The following is a 14244-nucleotide window of genomic DNA, read 5'->3' as shown; positions in this document are numbered from 1 at the left end:
GCACCACATAAACTCTCGCCGTCGCCATGCATTTTTTTCTTTAATGTTTGCAGGAAGAGCTCCTTGAGATAACTATCGAAAACACTCCACATATCGTAATAAGCCCACAATCCGAAGATGGTGACGAACTGCACCTTTACAAGTATCTCACGTCAGTGATAAGCGAGAAAGAAGGTGTTTTGGCAGTATCGCCTTATCTTTCGGGACAAGCGGCTCTAAAATATAAGGACAATACCGAAGGGGTCCTGATCAAAGGGATAGAAGCTGAAGATCATGTAATGCATGTCAGTGAGGACATCGTTTCCGGAAGCTTTACAATGCTTGCACTTACGGGCCATGGCATTGTTCTTGGTGATAAACTTGCAGACAACCTTGAGGTTGGTCTCGGAGATAATGTGGAAGCAATTTATCCAGGTTCAAATAAACGGGTCTTTAAGGTAGTGGGGATAATCAACACCGGCACTCCGATCGATGAAAGTGTTACATATGCCAGACTGGGAACATTGCAAGAGCTTTTCAGGAAGAATGGTGTCGTCACTTCTATAGGTGTCAGAGTGTTCGATCCATATCAAGCGGAAGCAATTGCAGCTTCAATTGAAACCGATACCAGTGCTGATGCGGTAAGCTGGCTGGAAGCCAACAGTGAGATCCTGGAATTACTAAATACACAGCGCGTATTCATCTGGATATTTTATGCACTCATCTACGTCATTGCTGGATTTGGTATTGCCAACACTCTGGTTACCGTTGTCATGGATAAGAAAAAAGAGATAGGCATGCTCATGGCCATGGAAGTATCACGAAGAAGCATCACTTCCATATTTCTGATAGAATCAGCGGTTCTCGGAGCTTTTGGCGTTATTGCAGGTTGTATTATTGGCTACATCGCATCTGTTTCAATTGGAGCATATCAACTTGAATTGCCCAGTGAGATGTATTTGGGACTGGAAACGATGCCAATTACGATCCTTGCCAGTAACTTTTTTTATGCTGCAACCTTTGCATTTATCCTGAACGTTCTTGCAGGCGTTTATCCTGCAAGACGTGCCTCAAGGCTCGATTCGGTTGAATCTATTGAAGGCGATTGAACGCTCAATGATTGGATATATTATCTGCCGGTTTAAATGAAACTGCCCGATATAAGTGCCAGATGCTGACACCTTTGGTCCTCAAAACATCATAGTACCGATGTCGGTTGCATAAGGGACTAGTCTGGAGAACACTATGCCCCCGCAAACAAGAACTGCCCACACAACAGGCTCTCCTGCTGCAAGTATGTAGCATCTGTTATCATTTCTTGACATTAGTACTTTTCCTCTATACTTTACTGAATAAGCCATTATCAGCATTATCATTAAGACAAAAATAGGCAATATTTCCATATAGACACCAACTACAAGCAATATCAAGGTTACAATATTGAGCATTTTGAGCAACGATAGACTCTTATCATGCCCAAATATTGCCGGTATGGTCAACAGCCCTTTTATTCGATCCCCTTCTATATCCCGAATGTCGAACATTATCTGGATGCCTATCATTCTAAGGAATACAAAAGCTGATATGACCATTGCAGATATGTCTATTTGATATCCATAATAGACGAACATGGTGTAGATGAGGAGTCCCCATACGAGTGATACGAATAAATTCTTGAATGCTGGTAATTTTTTTGTGATGGATTTAAAATGTGAATGATACATAAGCCCCAGTACAAGGATCGCAAATCCAATGAACATGTTTTTGATATCACTGTAAATTAAATATGTGAAAGCTATTGCCACAATGGAACCATATATAGTAGCTAACAGCATTTTTTCGTCATTGTTCTGCAGATATTCTGAACGACTTGAGTAATTGTTCTTGTCTTCCTCTGCACCAGTAAAATAGTCATACACATATATCGTATAGAAGATCAGGTAGATGATCAACATAAAGTCCCAGGTTATCGGAATAGCGAATATGATCGATGCCATAATAGCTACGCAGATAGCCCCAAATGCAAAAATATGACCCCCATAGATAAAATCTTTCCATAATACCTTTGTAATATCTTGGAAGTTCAGATTATTGGTGCTATCTTTAAATAATGTATATCCGTTGCTCATCGACATCCTCAAATATAAACATCTTTGCACACTTATTAAAACTAGATGTCCACAAAAACTATAATTATGTACATAATAACTGATTGTATGAACATTGTATTGAGAGATGAGAGGAGGATTTCATACATTCCCAAAAAAATAAAGATATTAAGACACTATATTTTGATCAATTGGATAATGCTTATGACCTGCAAGACATTAAACGAAGCATAGTAAATCATTTAAAGATTGAATTCATTCAGACGTGAAAAGGTGATCACATCATGAAATACTGGCAGCCAAAATATGAAACGATGGAACATGATGAACTTCGTGAATTGCAATTGAACCGCTTGAAGAAAACGGCTGCAGCAGTCTATAATAATGTGCCTTTTTATCGAGAGAAGTTCAAAGCCCTGGGCATCACTCCTGATGATATAAGATCACTGGATGATATCAGAAAGTTACCAATTACCAAAAAGACGGACCTTCGTGACAACTATCCATTCGGTCTTTTTGCAGTCCCAAAAAAAGATATTGTGCGGATCCACGCTTCTTCAGGGACAAGTGGGAAACCAACGGTTGTCGGATATACTGCCAATGATATTGAAACATGGGCAAATATGATGGCACGTAATTTTACTATGGTCGGCCTGGACGCGAATGATGTTTTCCAGAATGCCGTTAATTATGGTCTTTTCACAGGCGGACTGGGTTTTCACTATGGTATCGAACAACTTGGTGCCATGGCCGTACCAAGCGGGACCGGAAACACAGTAAGACAGATCGAAATGATGCAGGACTTTGGCGTTACTGCTATTCATTGTACTCCTTCTTATGGACTTTACCTTGCAGAAACCGTCAGAGAAATGAATATCCTTGATAAACTATCATTACGAGTAGGATGCTTTGGTGCAGAACCATGGTCATCAAGCACCAGAAAAGAACTTGAAGATGCGTTCAACATTAAAGCGTATGATTCCTATGGCCTATCCGAGATGATGGGACCTGGTATCGCATTCGAGTGCCAGGAACAGGACGGTCTTCACATATGGAGTGATCATTATCTTGTTGAAGTGCTTGACGAGGATGGCGAACAGGTTGCTGAAGGTGAAAAGGGCGAACTTGTGCTTACTTCATTAACAAAGGAAGCACTTCCTGTGATCAGATATCGTACCGGCGACATCACAAGACTTCTTAAAAGTGAATGTGTTTGTGGACGTACAAGCAACCGTATCTCAAGGATACTCGGAAGAGCCGATGATATGCTTATTGTAAGAGGCATCAATGTTTTCCCATCACAGATAGAGAATGTTCTTGTGAGGATCGAGAAGATCACCGACCAGTTCGAGATATATCTTGACAGGAACAAGAAGAAACTGGATGAGATAACAGTCAGGGTAGAACTCGACGAAGGTGCATTCACAGGTGAGATACAGGACCTAGAATCAACAAAAAGACTTGTTGAAGGCGAGCTTAAGAGCGTATTGAACATAAGGGCCAATGTAGAACTTGTGGAAAAGGGAACAATTCCAAGAAGCACAGGTAAAGCAAAGAGGGTCTTTGACAGAAGGGAAGCTATTTGATTCCCTTTTTTATATTTAGCTATTGAATATCCAATTAAAATAATTGTTCTCAAATATCAGTTGTGAGGTTACAATAATGCCACATGTAATGGAGATCCTTGGAAAGACGAAGGTCGTTGTAGAGAATGGCGAAGTGGTTGAAGTCGGTGAACCGGAAATTGACTGGTGTCCACTGTTCGAGAAAGCAAGAGGCATCAAAAAGATCACACGAGAGGCTGTTAAGGAGAACATGGAATTTCGCATAAAGGATTTTGGTCTTTTTACAAAGGACCGTATGCTTGAGATGGATGTCTTCGTGGGTTTTGGTGCTTCCGAAGTTATGATGACAGGGCTTGGAAGGGACATTCTCGATACCACAGTGACAGTTTGTGACGGTGCAGGCACTGTTATAACGAACAATCCTGTGCTTGTTCAGGGTATGGGTGCAAGGATATCGGGACTTATAGAGACCGAACCTATTGATGAGGTCATTGACCGCATTGAGAAAATGGGCGGTATTGTGCTTGAACCATCTAAAGCCATCATTGATCCTGTTGGCGGAGTACTAAAGGCAATTGAACTTGGATTTAAAAGAATTGCTGTTACTGTTGTTGACCCTGGAACTGCAAAAATGCTTCGTGGAATTGAGGATGAGAACAACCTTGAGCTAATGATCATCGGTGCTCATACTACAGGCCTTAGCAGGGAAGATGCACTTGAGATAGTAAAGCATCTTGACATCATTACTTCCTGTGCATCAAAGGCGATACGAGATGTCATCAAACCTCTGGCACAGGTAGGTACTGCAGTACCTCTTTTTGCACTTACGCAGAAAGGAAAAGAGCTTTTACTTGAACGTGCAAAGGAAGTTGAAAGCCCAATTCTTGTTAATACTATGCAATTGCCAGTATTACCAGAAAAGAAACAGCCTAAGGAACTTATCTGAACTTTAGTCGGGCTTTGTACCCAAACGTTTGGTAAACAACGTCTAGAAAAAGTTATTTATAAATAAAAAAAGTGAGGTCACTCATCAAAACTGGTGACCTATTCATCCTTTGCATCAGAAATTAATGCCGTTATCATTTTGAATTTCGGAACCCCTGAGCCACCGGTCTCAGAAGATACCAGTGCATTTGACCAGGGGCTGTTGGTCATGTATCCGATGCCTTCATGGCCTTCTTCATAGCTAGAAGGTCTGAGATGCACAACAACCCTTCCGAAGTTGTTCTTAAGGACTGCCTTTCTTCCGTCCTTAAGCACCATCTTCTTCATGTCACCTTTATCCAGCAGAATTACAGCTGAACGTTCGGCATATTCATCCCCACATCCTGATGATTCAAGAGCGGTGCTTTGGAAGACATCCCTGTATGTTATTATCTTGATATCGTATTCAGGAGCTTTGAGAAATTGTCCAAATCCCATTTATAATTCCCCCATAATGCGTTCCAGTATCTCTGCATCACACATTCGATCAGTTTCAGTCATGGCTTTGAACTCCACTTCAACACCATCCATCCTGACAGCAGTTCCTCCACACTCTGATCCTGCAGTTGCGACTGGAATTGACACTTTTGCTTTTCGGGACGTCAGAGTATTGCATGGATCAATAGTGATGACTGGAATGTCCAACAGCTCTTTTGCAATACTGCCTGGAAGACTTGACATCGGGTCAGACCCTATTATTAGCGCTGCATCAACGGTTCTTTTCCTCAGCAATTCCACAACAGAACAGTGTGCTCCATGTTCAACATCGTTCCCTGTGAATTTGACACGGTTAATATATCCGGTTTCCTCATGCAGGTTATGATTGGATCCCCGCATATTATACTGACCGACCATCGGGATGAGATAGAAGTTGGAAACTTCATTGAGCTTATCCATTAAACGGACTAGCGGTTCAATTTCCTCAAGTGAATAAACAAGGCCCAAGCCAACACAGATCACCCCGAATTCAGCTTTTTTAAGCATATTCGCAAGTTCAAGTATCTTCTTCGGACCCATTCCGAAAGAAACCTTGGGGACCTTGCCGGAAAGACCATTTGTGAGTGCATTAAGCAGCTCTTCGTCCGCCTGCGGCGGTATCTGGTAGAACTTATCACCACAGATAGTAGCAGTATCAGACTTCCTCACATCGATGCAAATAGCCGTACGATCTTCTTCCCAACCACGTTGTCTTTCTTTTCCACGGGGGAAATAGGTGTATTTGGATAGATGTCTCGGATGTGAATTAGATGGATCTGCCCCCCAGTAGACAATAACATCCGCCTTGTCCTTTACTTCATCAAGTGTGCAGGTCCTTATCTTATTCTCAAGTATTGCTTCGACGATAGGTCCCTGGCAGAACGAGGAGGTATCATCAAAATAAGCACTAGTCTTTTTTGCCAACTCAATTGCATTTTTCTGTGCCTGACTGGTCGAGTTACCCATTCCAAAGATCACCGGAGAATCGGCTTCCTTGAGTATTCGAGCAGTTTCTATGATAGCATCTTCAAGAGATGCGGGTGCGCCATCGATTCTGCACTCAGCGGGTCTATTGCATTCTTTCAGGCGAGCTACACCTTTTAGACATGCATTGTTCACCTTTGAGACCTTTCCATCATCTAGCTCAATCTCTATATCATCACAGAGAAGTCCACAACCTGTGCAAACGTAATATTCATTTTCCATTTGTTTCACACCATGATCAGACGAATTCAATTGCTTTTGTGGGGCATGTAACGATGCAACCATTGCATAGTATCTTATTCTTACCAAATCGGCGACACTGACTTACATTGGATAGACATACGACACCATCTTCCACACGAAGGATCACATTGTCACTAGTAGGTGCATTTCCTGAACCTGCGCCATAAGGGTCTTCGGCTACGTTAACAGGGCATGCAACAACACAGTTACCGCACCCAATACATTTTTCAGTATGCACTATCATACCAGACTCAGAGGCCTCCCCTGCAGGTGTGATGATCTCAGAAAGTTTTTCATAGTTATTTTTGAACTTGTCCTCTTTCAGAGGCGGACAATCATCGACTACGACCTCTCTTGAAAGAAGTGCTGCTGCAAACGCCATACAGGTCGCTTTACCACACTGTTTGCAATTTGTTTTTGGTAGTAACTGATATATTTCCAATGCATTTGTCATGAATTCACCTGAAAAATATTAAAAATAACGAAGGAAAAATGTGCTATCTTTCGTTTCAGTCCTTTTTCTTAAAGAACAGATCACAATGACAGGAGCCATCATTACTTATCTCGTCCTTATGATAGATACAAGGACAGATTATCTTTTTGTCCTCCTGCTCATCACCGGTCACGATCCTGCAGGGACAGTAGTTCTTCCCGTGTTTGTTCCTGTTCCTTGCGAGTCCTTCAAGAACAAGATGCAGCGACTCTTCGTCGGGATTTAACATATATCCAGCCTTATCGGCATATTTGGATGTCCATACGTGCATATCTTCTTTAGTAGATTCATTATTTGTCATGTTTTCCACTTCTGATGGACTATTTCCGGACTGTTGTTCCAGTAAGTTATCAAGATGTTCTCGGAGTTTATCTTCGTTGGTGTAGCCAACAACATTATTCTCCAGATCCCCATCTTTGAAGAAAAGAAGAGTAGGGACACCTAATATATTGAACCTTTTTCCGATTTCAGGTGAACCTTTAAGGTCAATCTTAATAAACTTTACCTTTGATTCGTATTCACATGCCAGTTTTTCGAATACAGGCCCCATCTTTTTACAAGGTGGGCATGTCTTTGTAAAACAATCAACTACAACAGGCAATTCTGAATGACCTACCTCTGCCTCAAAAGCAAGGGTATTTATCATGAAGAGATTCTTGTTCAACTCCTCAACCACGGGTTCATTAAATTTGACTTGCTCCTGTCTCCCGAAAATGCTTCCGATAAAACTTCCCAATCCCATTTATAACACCTTTTTTATCTAAAATACAATTTATGCTACCATTAATCATATGCACGTAAATTATTTAAAATTGCACATTTGTGGATTAGGCTTCATTTAAATACTATCAGCTTATAGAGAATTTATTATGTCGATGAAAAAGATTAGCAAAAAACAAGCGCAATATAGCGGATATGCCATATTTGTATTTATTTTTGTGCTGATAGCATTCCCCTTACTCATCCCCATGGGTTTCAAGATGCTCATTCTTGTACCACTGGCTTTTGCTATAGGAATGGTGGGTTACTGGCTGGGCGGCTTAATTCACAGAAAAATGAGTGAATAAATCACTTATTTTTAGATGGTAGTATTAAATAAGCACATAAAGTAGAACTATAAAAAAAGAAAGTTCGCATTTGTGACGGAACATGAATTCTTTTTTTGTTGGATGTAAGGAATAATTCCATCCTACTCAATACAGGAAATGTGGCAGCAGGGAACTCAGATATCCCTGAGATAATAATTTCACCCATTCAACGGGTTCATTTTGTGTGCATACTGCTGTTTGTGTGGATTCAATACTGCATCAGCATACACATACCAATAGCATCTCTTACCGGTATTCTGTGAGAGACATCTGAGAGTTATAATCGACTGTATCGATGAAGCCATCACTGCCTTCATCAAAGAAACTATAATATCTACCTTTTCCAATTCCATTATCCCACTGGAGATCTCCTTTTGAAACTACAGAATTATTGACTATGCTATTTTGGGATATCTTATTGTTATAAGAAGCAATTATGCGGATGCTTTCATTATTATAGCGGATAATTAGCACTTGAGGCCAGTACTAACCGTCATGACCAATGGTCAAAATTATTGGTTAGGGTTGAAGACTGGAAAGGTTGATCTAAAACAAAATTAAAAAAAAATGGATTTTAAATCAAAACTCAGCAGAAAAAATCGAATCCATGTCATTTATTTTATAAAGATATTCAGACCCTAGATCAGTTATTGAATACTTGTTTAAAGTTTTTTCTACAAGACCAACATCCATCATCATGTTAATATACTGATCAGCCCTATTAAAATTCAAGTTTGCATTATAAACTATTGCAGTTTTTGTCACCTGTGACTTCTTTACAACATTTAAAATATCTACCATTATTTCGATTTTACCACGACGCATTTTACCCACACCACACCTTTAATTCGATTTAATTATCCCCAAGCAATCTGGGTGTTTCTTTTATTTAAAGGTTACGAAATGCTTATATATGCTCATCATAATGCGTATCAGAAAATTTTGTGACTCACCAATTTCATTTTAAACACATATAACCAGTATCATACGACATAGTAATGCGTGATAGAATTCACCCTGCATGTATTTCCAATCGAAAAGTAAAACCTCTTATTATTCGATTTAAATTAAAAACTACTGAATACACCAAAAATGCACTACACCTTGTTGTCAACCATGTGACTTTGCGATCAATTACACCAATGATCTTAATGGTAAAACAAATGTTTCCAATTCAGAGTATTTACGAGGACAAGGAAAAAGTCAACGACCTCATTCGATTCATATATCTCACTGTAAATTATTGACAAAATAAAAGGTTTACACCATCTGCTTTATCTATAAAAAAAGCAAACCAAAAATTGGTCCTCTCACTAATTCATTTATTTGATAATACAAGAAGTAAAAATAAACTCGCCTGTAAACTTATAACTGGAAAAGTAAATATCTGAATTTGTTGGATTTTCCATAGATCTTATCTGTCGGGTTTTTGGAAGATGTAGCATGATTTAGAAAATCGCTATCATCTTCCTTTCTATATGGAGCTTTATTTGTTTTACTTTTCTTTTTCAAATGAAATTTTTTATTTACTTTTTGCGTTTAACAATGATAATTGCACCTACTAATGAAACCAGTATCAAACCGAATATCCCAGTAACAAGTGCAGAGGACTCTGCTTCTGATGACGGTACATTCTCGTTTGTAGTTTCAATTTCAGCCCCATCTCCTGCTAAAGCAATGCTCTCAACTGAATTTTCCTCTGAGACATCCTGAATTCCAGAGTTATCCTGGACTTCTGAATCACCAGAGTATCCGCCCATTGATCCGGATGAAGCTTTTTTCTCAGGTGTTGTCTCAGGTACGACAGGAACTGATGATGCAAGGATTGTAGTTACTGTGGCACCCGGGACTGCACTTGTGAGGTCAACAAGGTCTGTTTCGACAGCATTCACATAGAACTTAAGATTCTCATAATCATCGGGTTCACTGGTTATTAACAACCTGTTAGTAGGTAAATCGCCATATATTCCTTCAGATCCTACGGTGGTTGTACCAACTGTCTTTTCCCCAAGTTTGACTGTAATTTCAGTTCCCACAGGTGCTAATTCTCCATCAATTGTAACTTCTCCCCCCACACTTAACGGAAATGAAGGAATAGCTTCAGAAGCAGCACTTACAGGAATCGTTGCCATTGCAAATAATAATAAGAATATCTGTAAGATTATTGTGTATTTTGTAAAGCTCTTTTTCTGGATCATAGAATCACCCTTTAATAAAAAATAAATTAGGCGAGTTAAAAACTCACCTGTATTTTTCGACTTTCGGTCTCATACCTCCATTAGAACCCTGCAAGGAGATCTTCCTGAGTTACAAATACCCAGAATCCCTCGTATGGGCTCATATCGAAGACGTCTGTTCCTACATGGACACCAGCGATAACTCCAGTTTGACCATTGTGGCCTATCTGTTCATAGGTCGCGGTTGCAGGGTCATAAGGACCTTTGACCTGCGTGTAAGATTCGTCTATCGAACCAAGTGCAATTTCAGCTGGCAGAACAGTTATGGAATCGGTATAACCGATAGCATTCCATCCTGGATACACTGTCATTACAGGTGGCACTGATGGCGTAATTGGTTCAAGAAGTTCGCTTGAGATCAGCTGATCAGCGCTTTCGTTGCTCTCGATCCAGTATGCTTTCAGTGGCTCGAAGTCGGTAGGTATTTCCCAGATACCGCCTGAATTGTTCCAGTACATCAGATTAGTGTAGTTGATATCCGCAAGGACAAATTCAACACTGCTGTTGTTCAATGCGAATGGCACTGATATGAAGTTCCAGTTAGGCTCGATTACAATACCTAGTTCTGGTTCTGGAACTACTTCCTCCACTACATTCATCTGAGTGTCACAGTCAATTGCCTGGAGTCCAGGAGCTGCTACTGCAAGGTCGAACACACCATCAAAGGTGTATGTTCCTATTGCTGCAGCTCCAGGGATTGTGACATCATAGCTTAACTGTGTGACACCTGGTGCTGAGTTGATGAAAATCCAGTTTACTGTATTTGTGTCCTCGACTGCCCCACCATCAGATGGATTGCTTACTAACCATCCTGCAGGTACATTGTCCTCGATGACGGTCTTATCTGCACCAACTAATGTAAGGTCCAGAAGCACAGTTATTGTGTCACCTGGGTTGGCACTTGTTGGAAGGTCTCTGCAGACATTTAGATCGTCAACTGGTCCTGGTCCTGCTTCTTCGACATTCATCTGAGTGTCACAGTCAATTGTCTGGAGGCCAGGAGCTGCTACTGCCAGATCGAACTCTCCATCAAAGTTGTATGTTCCTGCTGCATCTCCAGGGATTGTGACATCGTAGGTTAACTGGTTGTCACTTGGTGCTGAGTTGATGAAAATCCAGTTTACTGTATTTGTATCCTCGACCGCCCCACCATCAGATGGATTGCTTACTACCCATCCTGCAGGTACATTGTCCTCGATGACAGTCTTATCTGCACCAACTAATGTAAGGTCCAGAATCACAGTTATTGTGTCACCTGGGTTGGCACTTGTTGGAAGGTCTCTGCAGACATTTAAATCGTCAACTGGTCCCGGTCCTGGTCCTGGTGCTGCTTCGACATCCATCTGAAGGTCACAGGTAATTGCCTGGAGGCCAGGAGCTGCTACTGCCAGATCGAACACTCCATCAAAGGCGTATGTTCCTGCTGCATCTCCAGGGATTGTGACATCATAGGTTAGCTGGTTGTCACCTGGTGCTGCACCTGTGTTTGCCCAAGTTACTGTATCAGTGCCAACAATAAATCCACCATCAGATGGATTGCTTACTACCCATCCTGCAGGTACATTGTCCTCGATGACGGTCTTATCAGCGCCATCTAATTCAATAATGTTCAGCTCCACAGTTATTGTGTCACCTGGGTTGGCACTTATTGGAAGTTCCCTGCAGACATTAGGATCTGCTGCTGCTGCGGAGATCATCGAAAGTGTAACCAGACACATTAAACTTAGGATCCCAAACAATTTGATAGTCTTTGCTATTTTCATATTGAACCCCCCATAAATCGAATGAGAGAGAGATTTCCTCTCTCCACACTCAATTTACAGTTTTATTTAACAATATGATCCACCTGTACGGTATAGATCAATTACTTCATTTACTGTTCCAATGTCTGTTTGTGCTGTGCGGTATGCATCGATTGTGGTGTTTACCTCTCCAATGGTGATTATACCATCTTCGTTTGCATCATATGCATGGTAGTCACATTCATCATCAGGTTCTTCACCATTCTCGCAGATAAGTTCTGGTGGAATGAAGAGTCTGATATCCTGGTGGGTCACAGCGAAGTCATCTTCACAGAACTGATCATTGATGCTCAGGTAAAGAGCGTCAACACAGGTCCAGTCACCACTGCAGTCGTTATCAAACATACTGACTGTGAATGGTGTGCTTTCGCATGGCAAGTCAACACATGGGTCATTGCCGTCAATATCTACGTATGGCACAACAGCCAAGAGGTCAAGATCAGACACTGTAACGTAGAGGTCTGAAGGCATCAAAGTGTCACCGAGGTCAAGATCGTGCTGTGTCATGACTTTAGTGTTGTTTGGATAGAATGCTTCCTTGATGCTAACATCAGTAAGTCTGACATCATAGAGAGTTACATCGCCGGATTCATCCATATCAATGTACACGTGGTCAACGCCTTCGGTGAATTCACCGTCATTGTTCCTGTCAACGAACATTATGAGATCATAGTTGCTGAATACAGGAGTAACTGCATACTCAACATCAATGTCAGCACATGTTACTTTGGTACCACATTCTGGCCAGTCTTCCATTCCAAAGAATGGACTGTTTGGATCATTTACAGGTACATAGAGTCTGAGGTCACCTACTGTTACACCAAGATCCATTATCTCGTCAGTGATCTGCTGGATGTATAGTTTATCTGGACAGGTCCAGGTTCCAGTGCAGTCAGAGTCAATGTATCCGAGGTAGAAATTCAGTGGGTTGTATGTATCGCCTATACCAATGCCTTTGAGTTCATCTCCAACATCAGCATCGTTGGATTCTACAACTGCCCATGCATCGTATACGAATGCGTTAGGGAATCCTGGAAGGAAAGATTCAACTTCAACCAGCCTGATATCACCTGCATCTACAACATCATTGTCGGCAACGTCAATGTAGACTGCGTCGCCGAGAGTGTATCCCTCGAGACCGTCTGTCTCAACATACCTGACAAGAGTCTGGTCTGACCATGTAAGGTCATGTCCAAGATCGAATTCATCACATACCTTTACCTTGGTGTTTGGTCCATAGTGTGTGGAGACTTCTGTGAGTCTGATATCACCGAAGGATACGAAATTGTCGGCATCCATATCAACATACCATTCAGTTTCGCCACCAAAGCTGTAGAATGCAAGCTTTGCGTCGAGGTTCTGCATTAACATGTAGGTTGCATCATGGTCACCCTGTACGACCTTTGTACCACATTCTGGGATACATTCATCATCTTCAGGGATGTAGACTCTGGTGTCACCAATTGTGACGCACTGATCAAATCCTTCTGCACCAAAGTGATTATTTACTTTTACTGTTGTTTCATTCACTGGTGCTGCTTCCTCTACAACACAGTGAGGCTGGATGAGGTAGAGTTTGTCATCAAGGCTCCAGTCGTTGCTGTCATCCGCGTCTACCCATTTCATGAGTTCAGATGCTACACCGTTACCGATTGAGAAAAGCTCCATTCCCTTAGCTGGGTGAGCAGCATTTACTCTGTCCCATGCATTTCCATATGTTCCCTGTGCCTCTACAAATTCACCGGCATCGAACTCTTCAAGGGAGTAGACATCGACTGCTGCGATATCTGTCTGTAGTATGTCACCGACAGAAACAAAACCATCATCATCAAGATCATAGACTACACCATCATAAAGATCATACATACCGTTGTCATTCACATCGACGTATGATATTGGAGCATCGTATACAGTCTCAATTACATCGAGGTTGTCCATGTCGTTTGGCATAACCTTGGTGTTAGGCTCGTAATTTGTATGCCAGTTGGAAAGACGGACATCATTAGCTGTAATGATCTCCTGACCCTGACCATTTGTGTCGAATTCCATGTCAACATATACATAGCCATGGAGTGTCTTTACAATCCGGGCCTCGGAATTATAAAGTACAAAAGTAGTTTCTTTGTCACATTGTTCAACTGGGGTACCACATGGCTTTGCCCAGCAACATACATCTTCTGCTGGCTCTTCCTCGCCAGTTCCTGGTGCAATTGCTATACCAGACATAGCAAGGCATAACATTGCAACAATAAGAATTGTTTTAATTTGCATTCCTTTTACCTCC

Annotated in this window: 14 protein-coding genes and 1 pseudogene; 4 read left to right on the top strand and 11 right to left on the bottom strand. The window is 41.3% G+C overall.

What is annotated here, in order from left to right; translation table 11 throughout:
• Positions 1-47: 47 nt before the first annotated feature.
• Positions 48-1088, top strand: a complete 1041-nt coding sequence (locus PBV53_RS02755; protein ID WP_309741371.1) for an ABC transporter permease — start codon at positions 48-50, stop codon at positions 1086-1088.
• Between the two features lie 81 nt (positions 1089-1169).
• Here the strand turns inward: PBV53_RS02755 and PBV53_RS02750 are convergent, their stop codons facing one another.
• The gene (locus PBV53_RS02750) at positions 1170-2108 is read right to left on the bottom strand and encodes a UbiA family prenyltransferase (protein ID WP_499846271.1); all 939 of its coding nucleotides are present in this window, start codon (positions 2106-2108) and stop codon (positions 1170-1172) included.
• 263 nt (positions 2109-2371) lie between these two features.
• Between PBV53_RS02750 and PBV53_RS02745 the strand changes: the two genes are divergently transcribed.
• Positions 2372-3673 carry a phenylacetate--CoA ligase family protein gene (locus tag PBV53_RS02745; protein ID WP_270095638.1) on the top strand — a complete coding sequence of 434 codons (1302 nt, stop codon included), beginning with the start codon at positions 2372-2374 and terminating at the stop codon, positions 3671-3673.
• A gap of 76 nt (positions 3674-3749) precedes the next feature.
• Positions 3750-4598 (top strand): methanogenesis marker 8 protein, encoded by an 849-nt coding sequence (locus PBV53_RS02740; RefSeq protein ID WP_270095637.1) that lies wholly within the window; start codon positions 3750-3752, stop codon positions 4596-4598.
• Positions 4599-4696: 98 nt separating this feature from the next.
• Here the strand turns inward: PBV53_RS02740 and PBV53_RS02735 are convergent, their stop codons facing one another.
• The 5 genes and pseudogenes from PBV53_RS02735 to PBV53_RS09700 form a co-directional block, all read right to left on the bottom strand.
• Positions 4697-5074, bottom strand: coding sequence for a formylmethanofuran dehydrogenase (locus tag PBV53_RS02735; RefSeq protein WP_270095636.1), 378 nt, complete (start codon positions 5072-5074; stop codon positions 4697-4699).
• Complete coding sequence (locus PBV53_RS02730; RefSeq protein WP_270095635.1) at positions 5075-6319, bottom strand: formylmethanofuran dehydrogenase subunit B; 1245 nt, start codon at positions 6317-6319, stop codon at positions 5075-5077. It lies immediately after the preceding gene.
• Positions 6320-6335: 16 nt separating this feature from the next.
• Positions 6336-6794 carry a (Fe-S)-binding protein gene (locus tag PBV53_RS02725; protein WP_270095634.1) on the bottom strand — a complete coding sequence of 153 codons (459 nt, stop codon included), beginning with the start codon at positions 6792-6794 and terminating at the stop codon, positions 6336-6338.
• A 55-nt stretch (positions 6795-6849) separates the two neighbouring features.
• Positions 6850-7134, bottom strand: a complete 285-nt coding sequence (locus PBV53_RS09705; RefSeq protein ID WP_270095768.1) for a ferredoxin-thioredoxin reductase catalytic domain-containing protein — start codon at positions 7132-7134, stop codon at positions 6850-6852.
• A gap of 57 nt (positions 7135-7191) precedes the next feature.
• Positions 7192-7479, bottom strand: a pseudogene (locus PBV53_RS09700) (thioredoxin family protein); the annotation flags it as partial.
• 223 nt (positions 7480-7702) lie between these two features.
• Here PBV53_RS09700 and PBV53_RS02710 point away from each other — a divergent pair.
• Positions 7703-7900, top strand: a complete 198-nt coding sequence (locus PBV53_RS02710; RefSeq protein WP_172368192.1) for a hypothetical protein — start codon at positions 7703-7705, stop codon at positions 7898-7900.
• 179 nt (positions 7901-8079) lie between these two features.
• On the opposite strand, the gene PBV53_RS02705 is transcribed toward PBV53_RS02710, so the two are convergent.
• The 5 genes from PBV53_RS02705 to PBV53_RS02685 all read right to left on the bottom strand — a co-directional run bounded on the left by PBV53_RS02705 (position 8080) and on the right by PBV53_RS02685 (position 14231).
• The gene (locus tag PBV53_RS02705) at positions 8080-8274 is read right to left on the bottom strand and encodes a hypothetical protein (protein WP_270095633.1); all 195 of its coding nucleotides are present in this window, start codon (positions 8272-8274) and stop codon (positions 8080-8082) included.
• Positions 8275-8500: 226 nt separating this feature from the next.
• Positions 8501-8746 (bottom strand): winged helix-turn-helix domain-containing protein, encoded by a 246-nt coding sequence (locus PBV53_RS02700; protein ID WP_270095632.1) that lies wholly within the window; start codon positions 8744-8746, stop codon positions 8501-8503.
• 701 nt (positions 8747-9447) lie between these two features.
• Positions 9448-10119, bottom strand: coding sequence for a hypothetical protein (locus PBV53_RS02695; RefSeq protein WP_270095631.1), 672 nt, complete (start codon positions 10117-10119; stop codon positions 9448-9450).
• 80 nt (positions 10120-10199) lie between these two features.
• The gene (locus tag PBV53_RS02690; protein WP_270095630.1) at positions 10200-11921 is read right to left on the bottom strand and encodes a hypothetical protein; all 1722 of its coding nucleotides are present in this window, start codon (positions 11919-11921) and stop codon (positions 10200-10202) included.
• 66 nt (positions 11922-11987) lie between these two features.
• Entirely contained in the window at positions 11988-14231 is a 2244-nt protein-coding gene (locus tag PBV53_RS02685) for a hypothetical protein (RefSeq protein ID WP_270095629.1), read from the bottom strand.
• Positions 14232-14244: the final 13 nt, after the last annotated feature.

The organism is Methanococcoides alaskense (genome assembly GCF_027594145.1).
GTDB lineage: Archaea > Halobacteriota > Methanosarcinia > Methanosarcinales > Methanosarcinaceae > Methanococcoides > Methanococcoides alaskense.
Note: the sequence above shows the minus strand (reverse complement) of the source record. Positions and strands in the feature narration are given on the sequence as shown.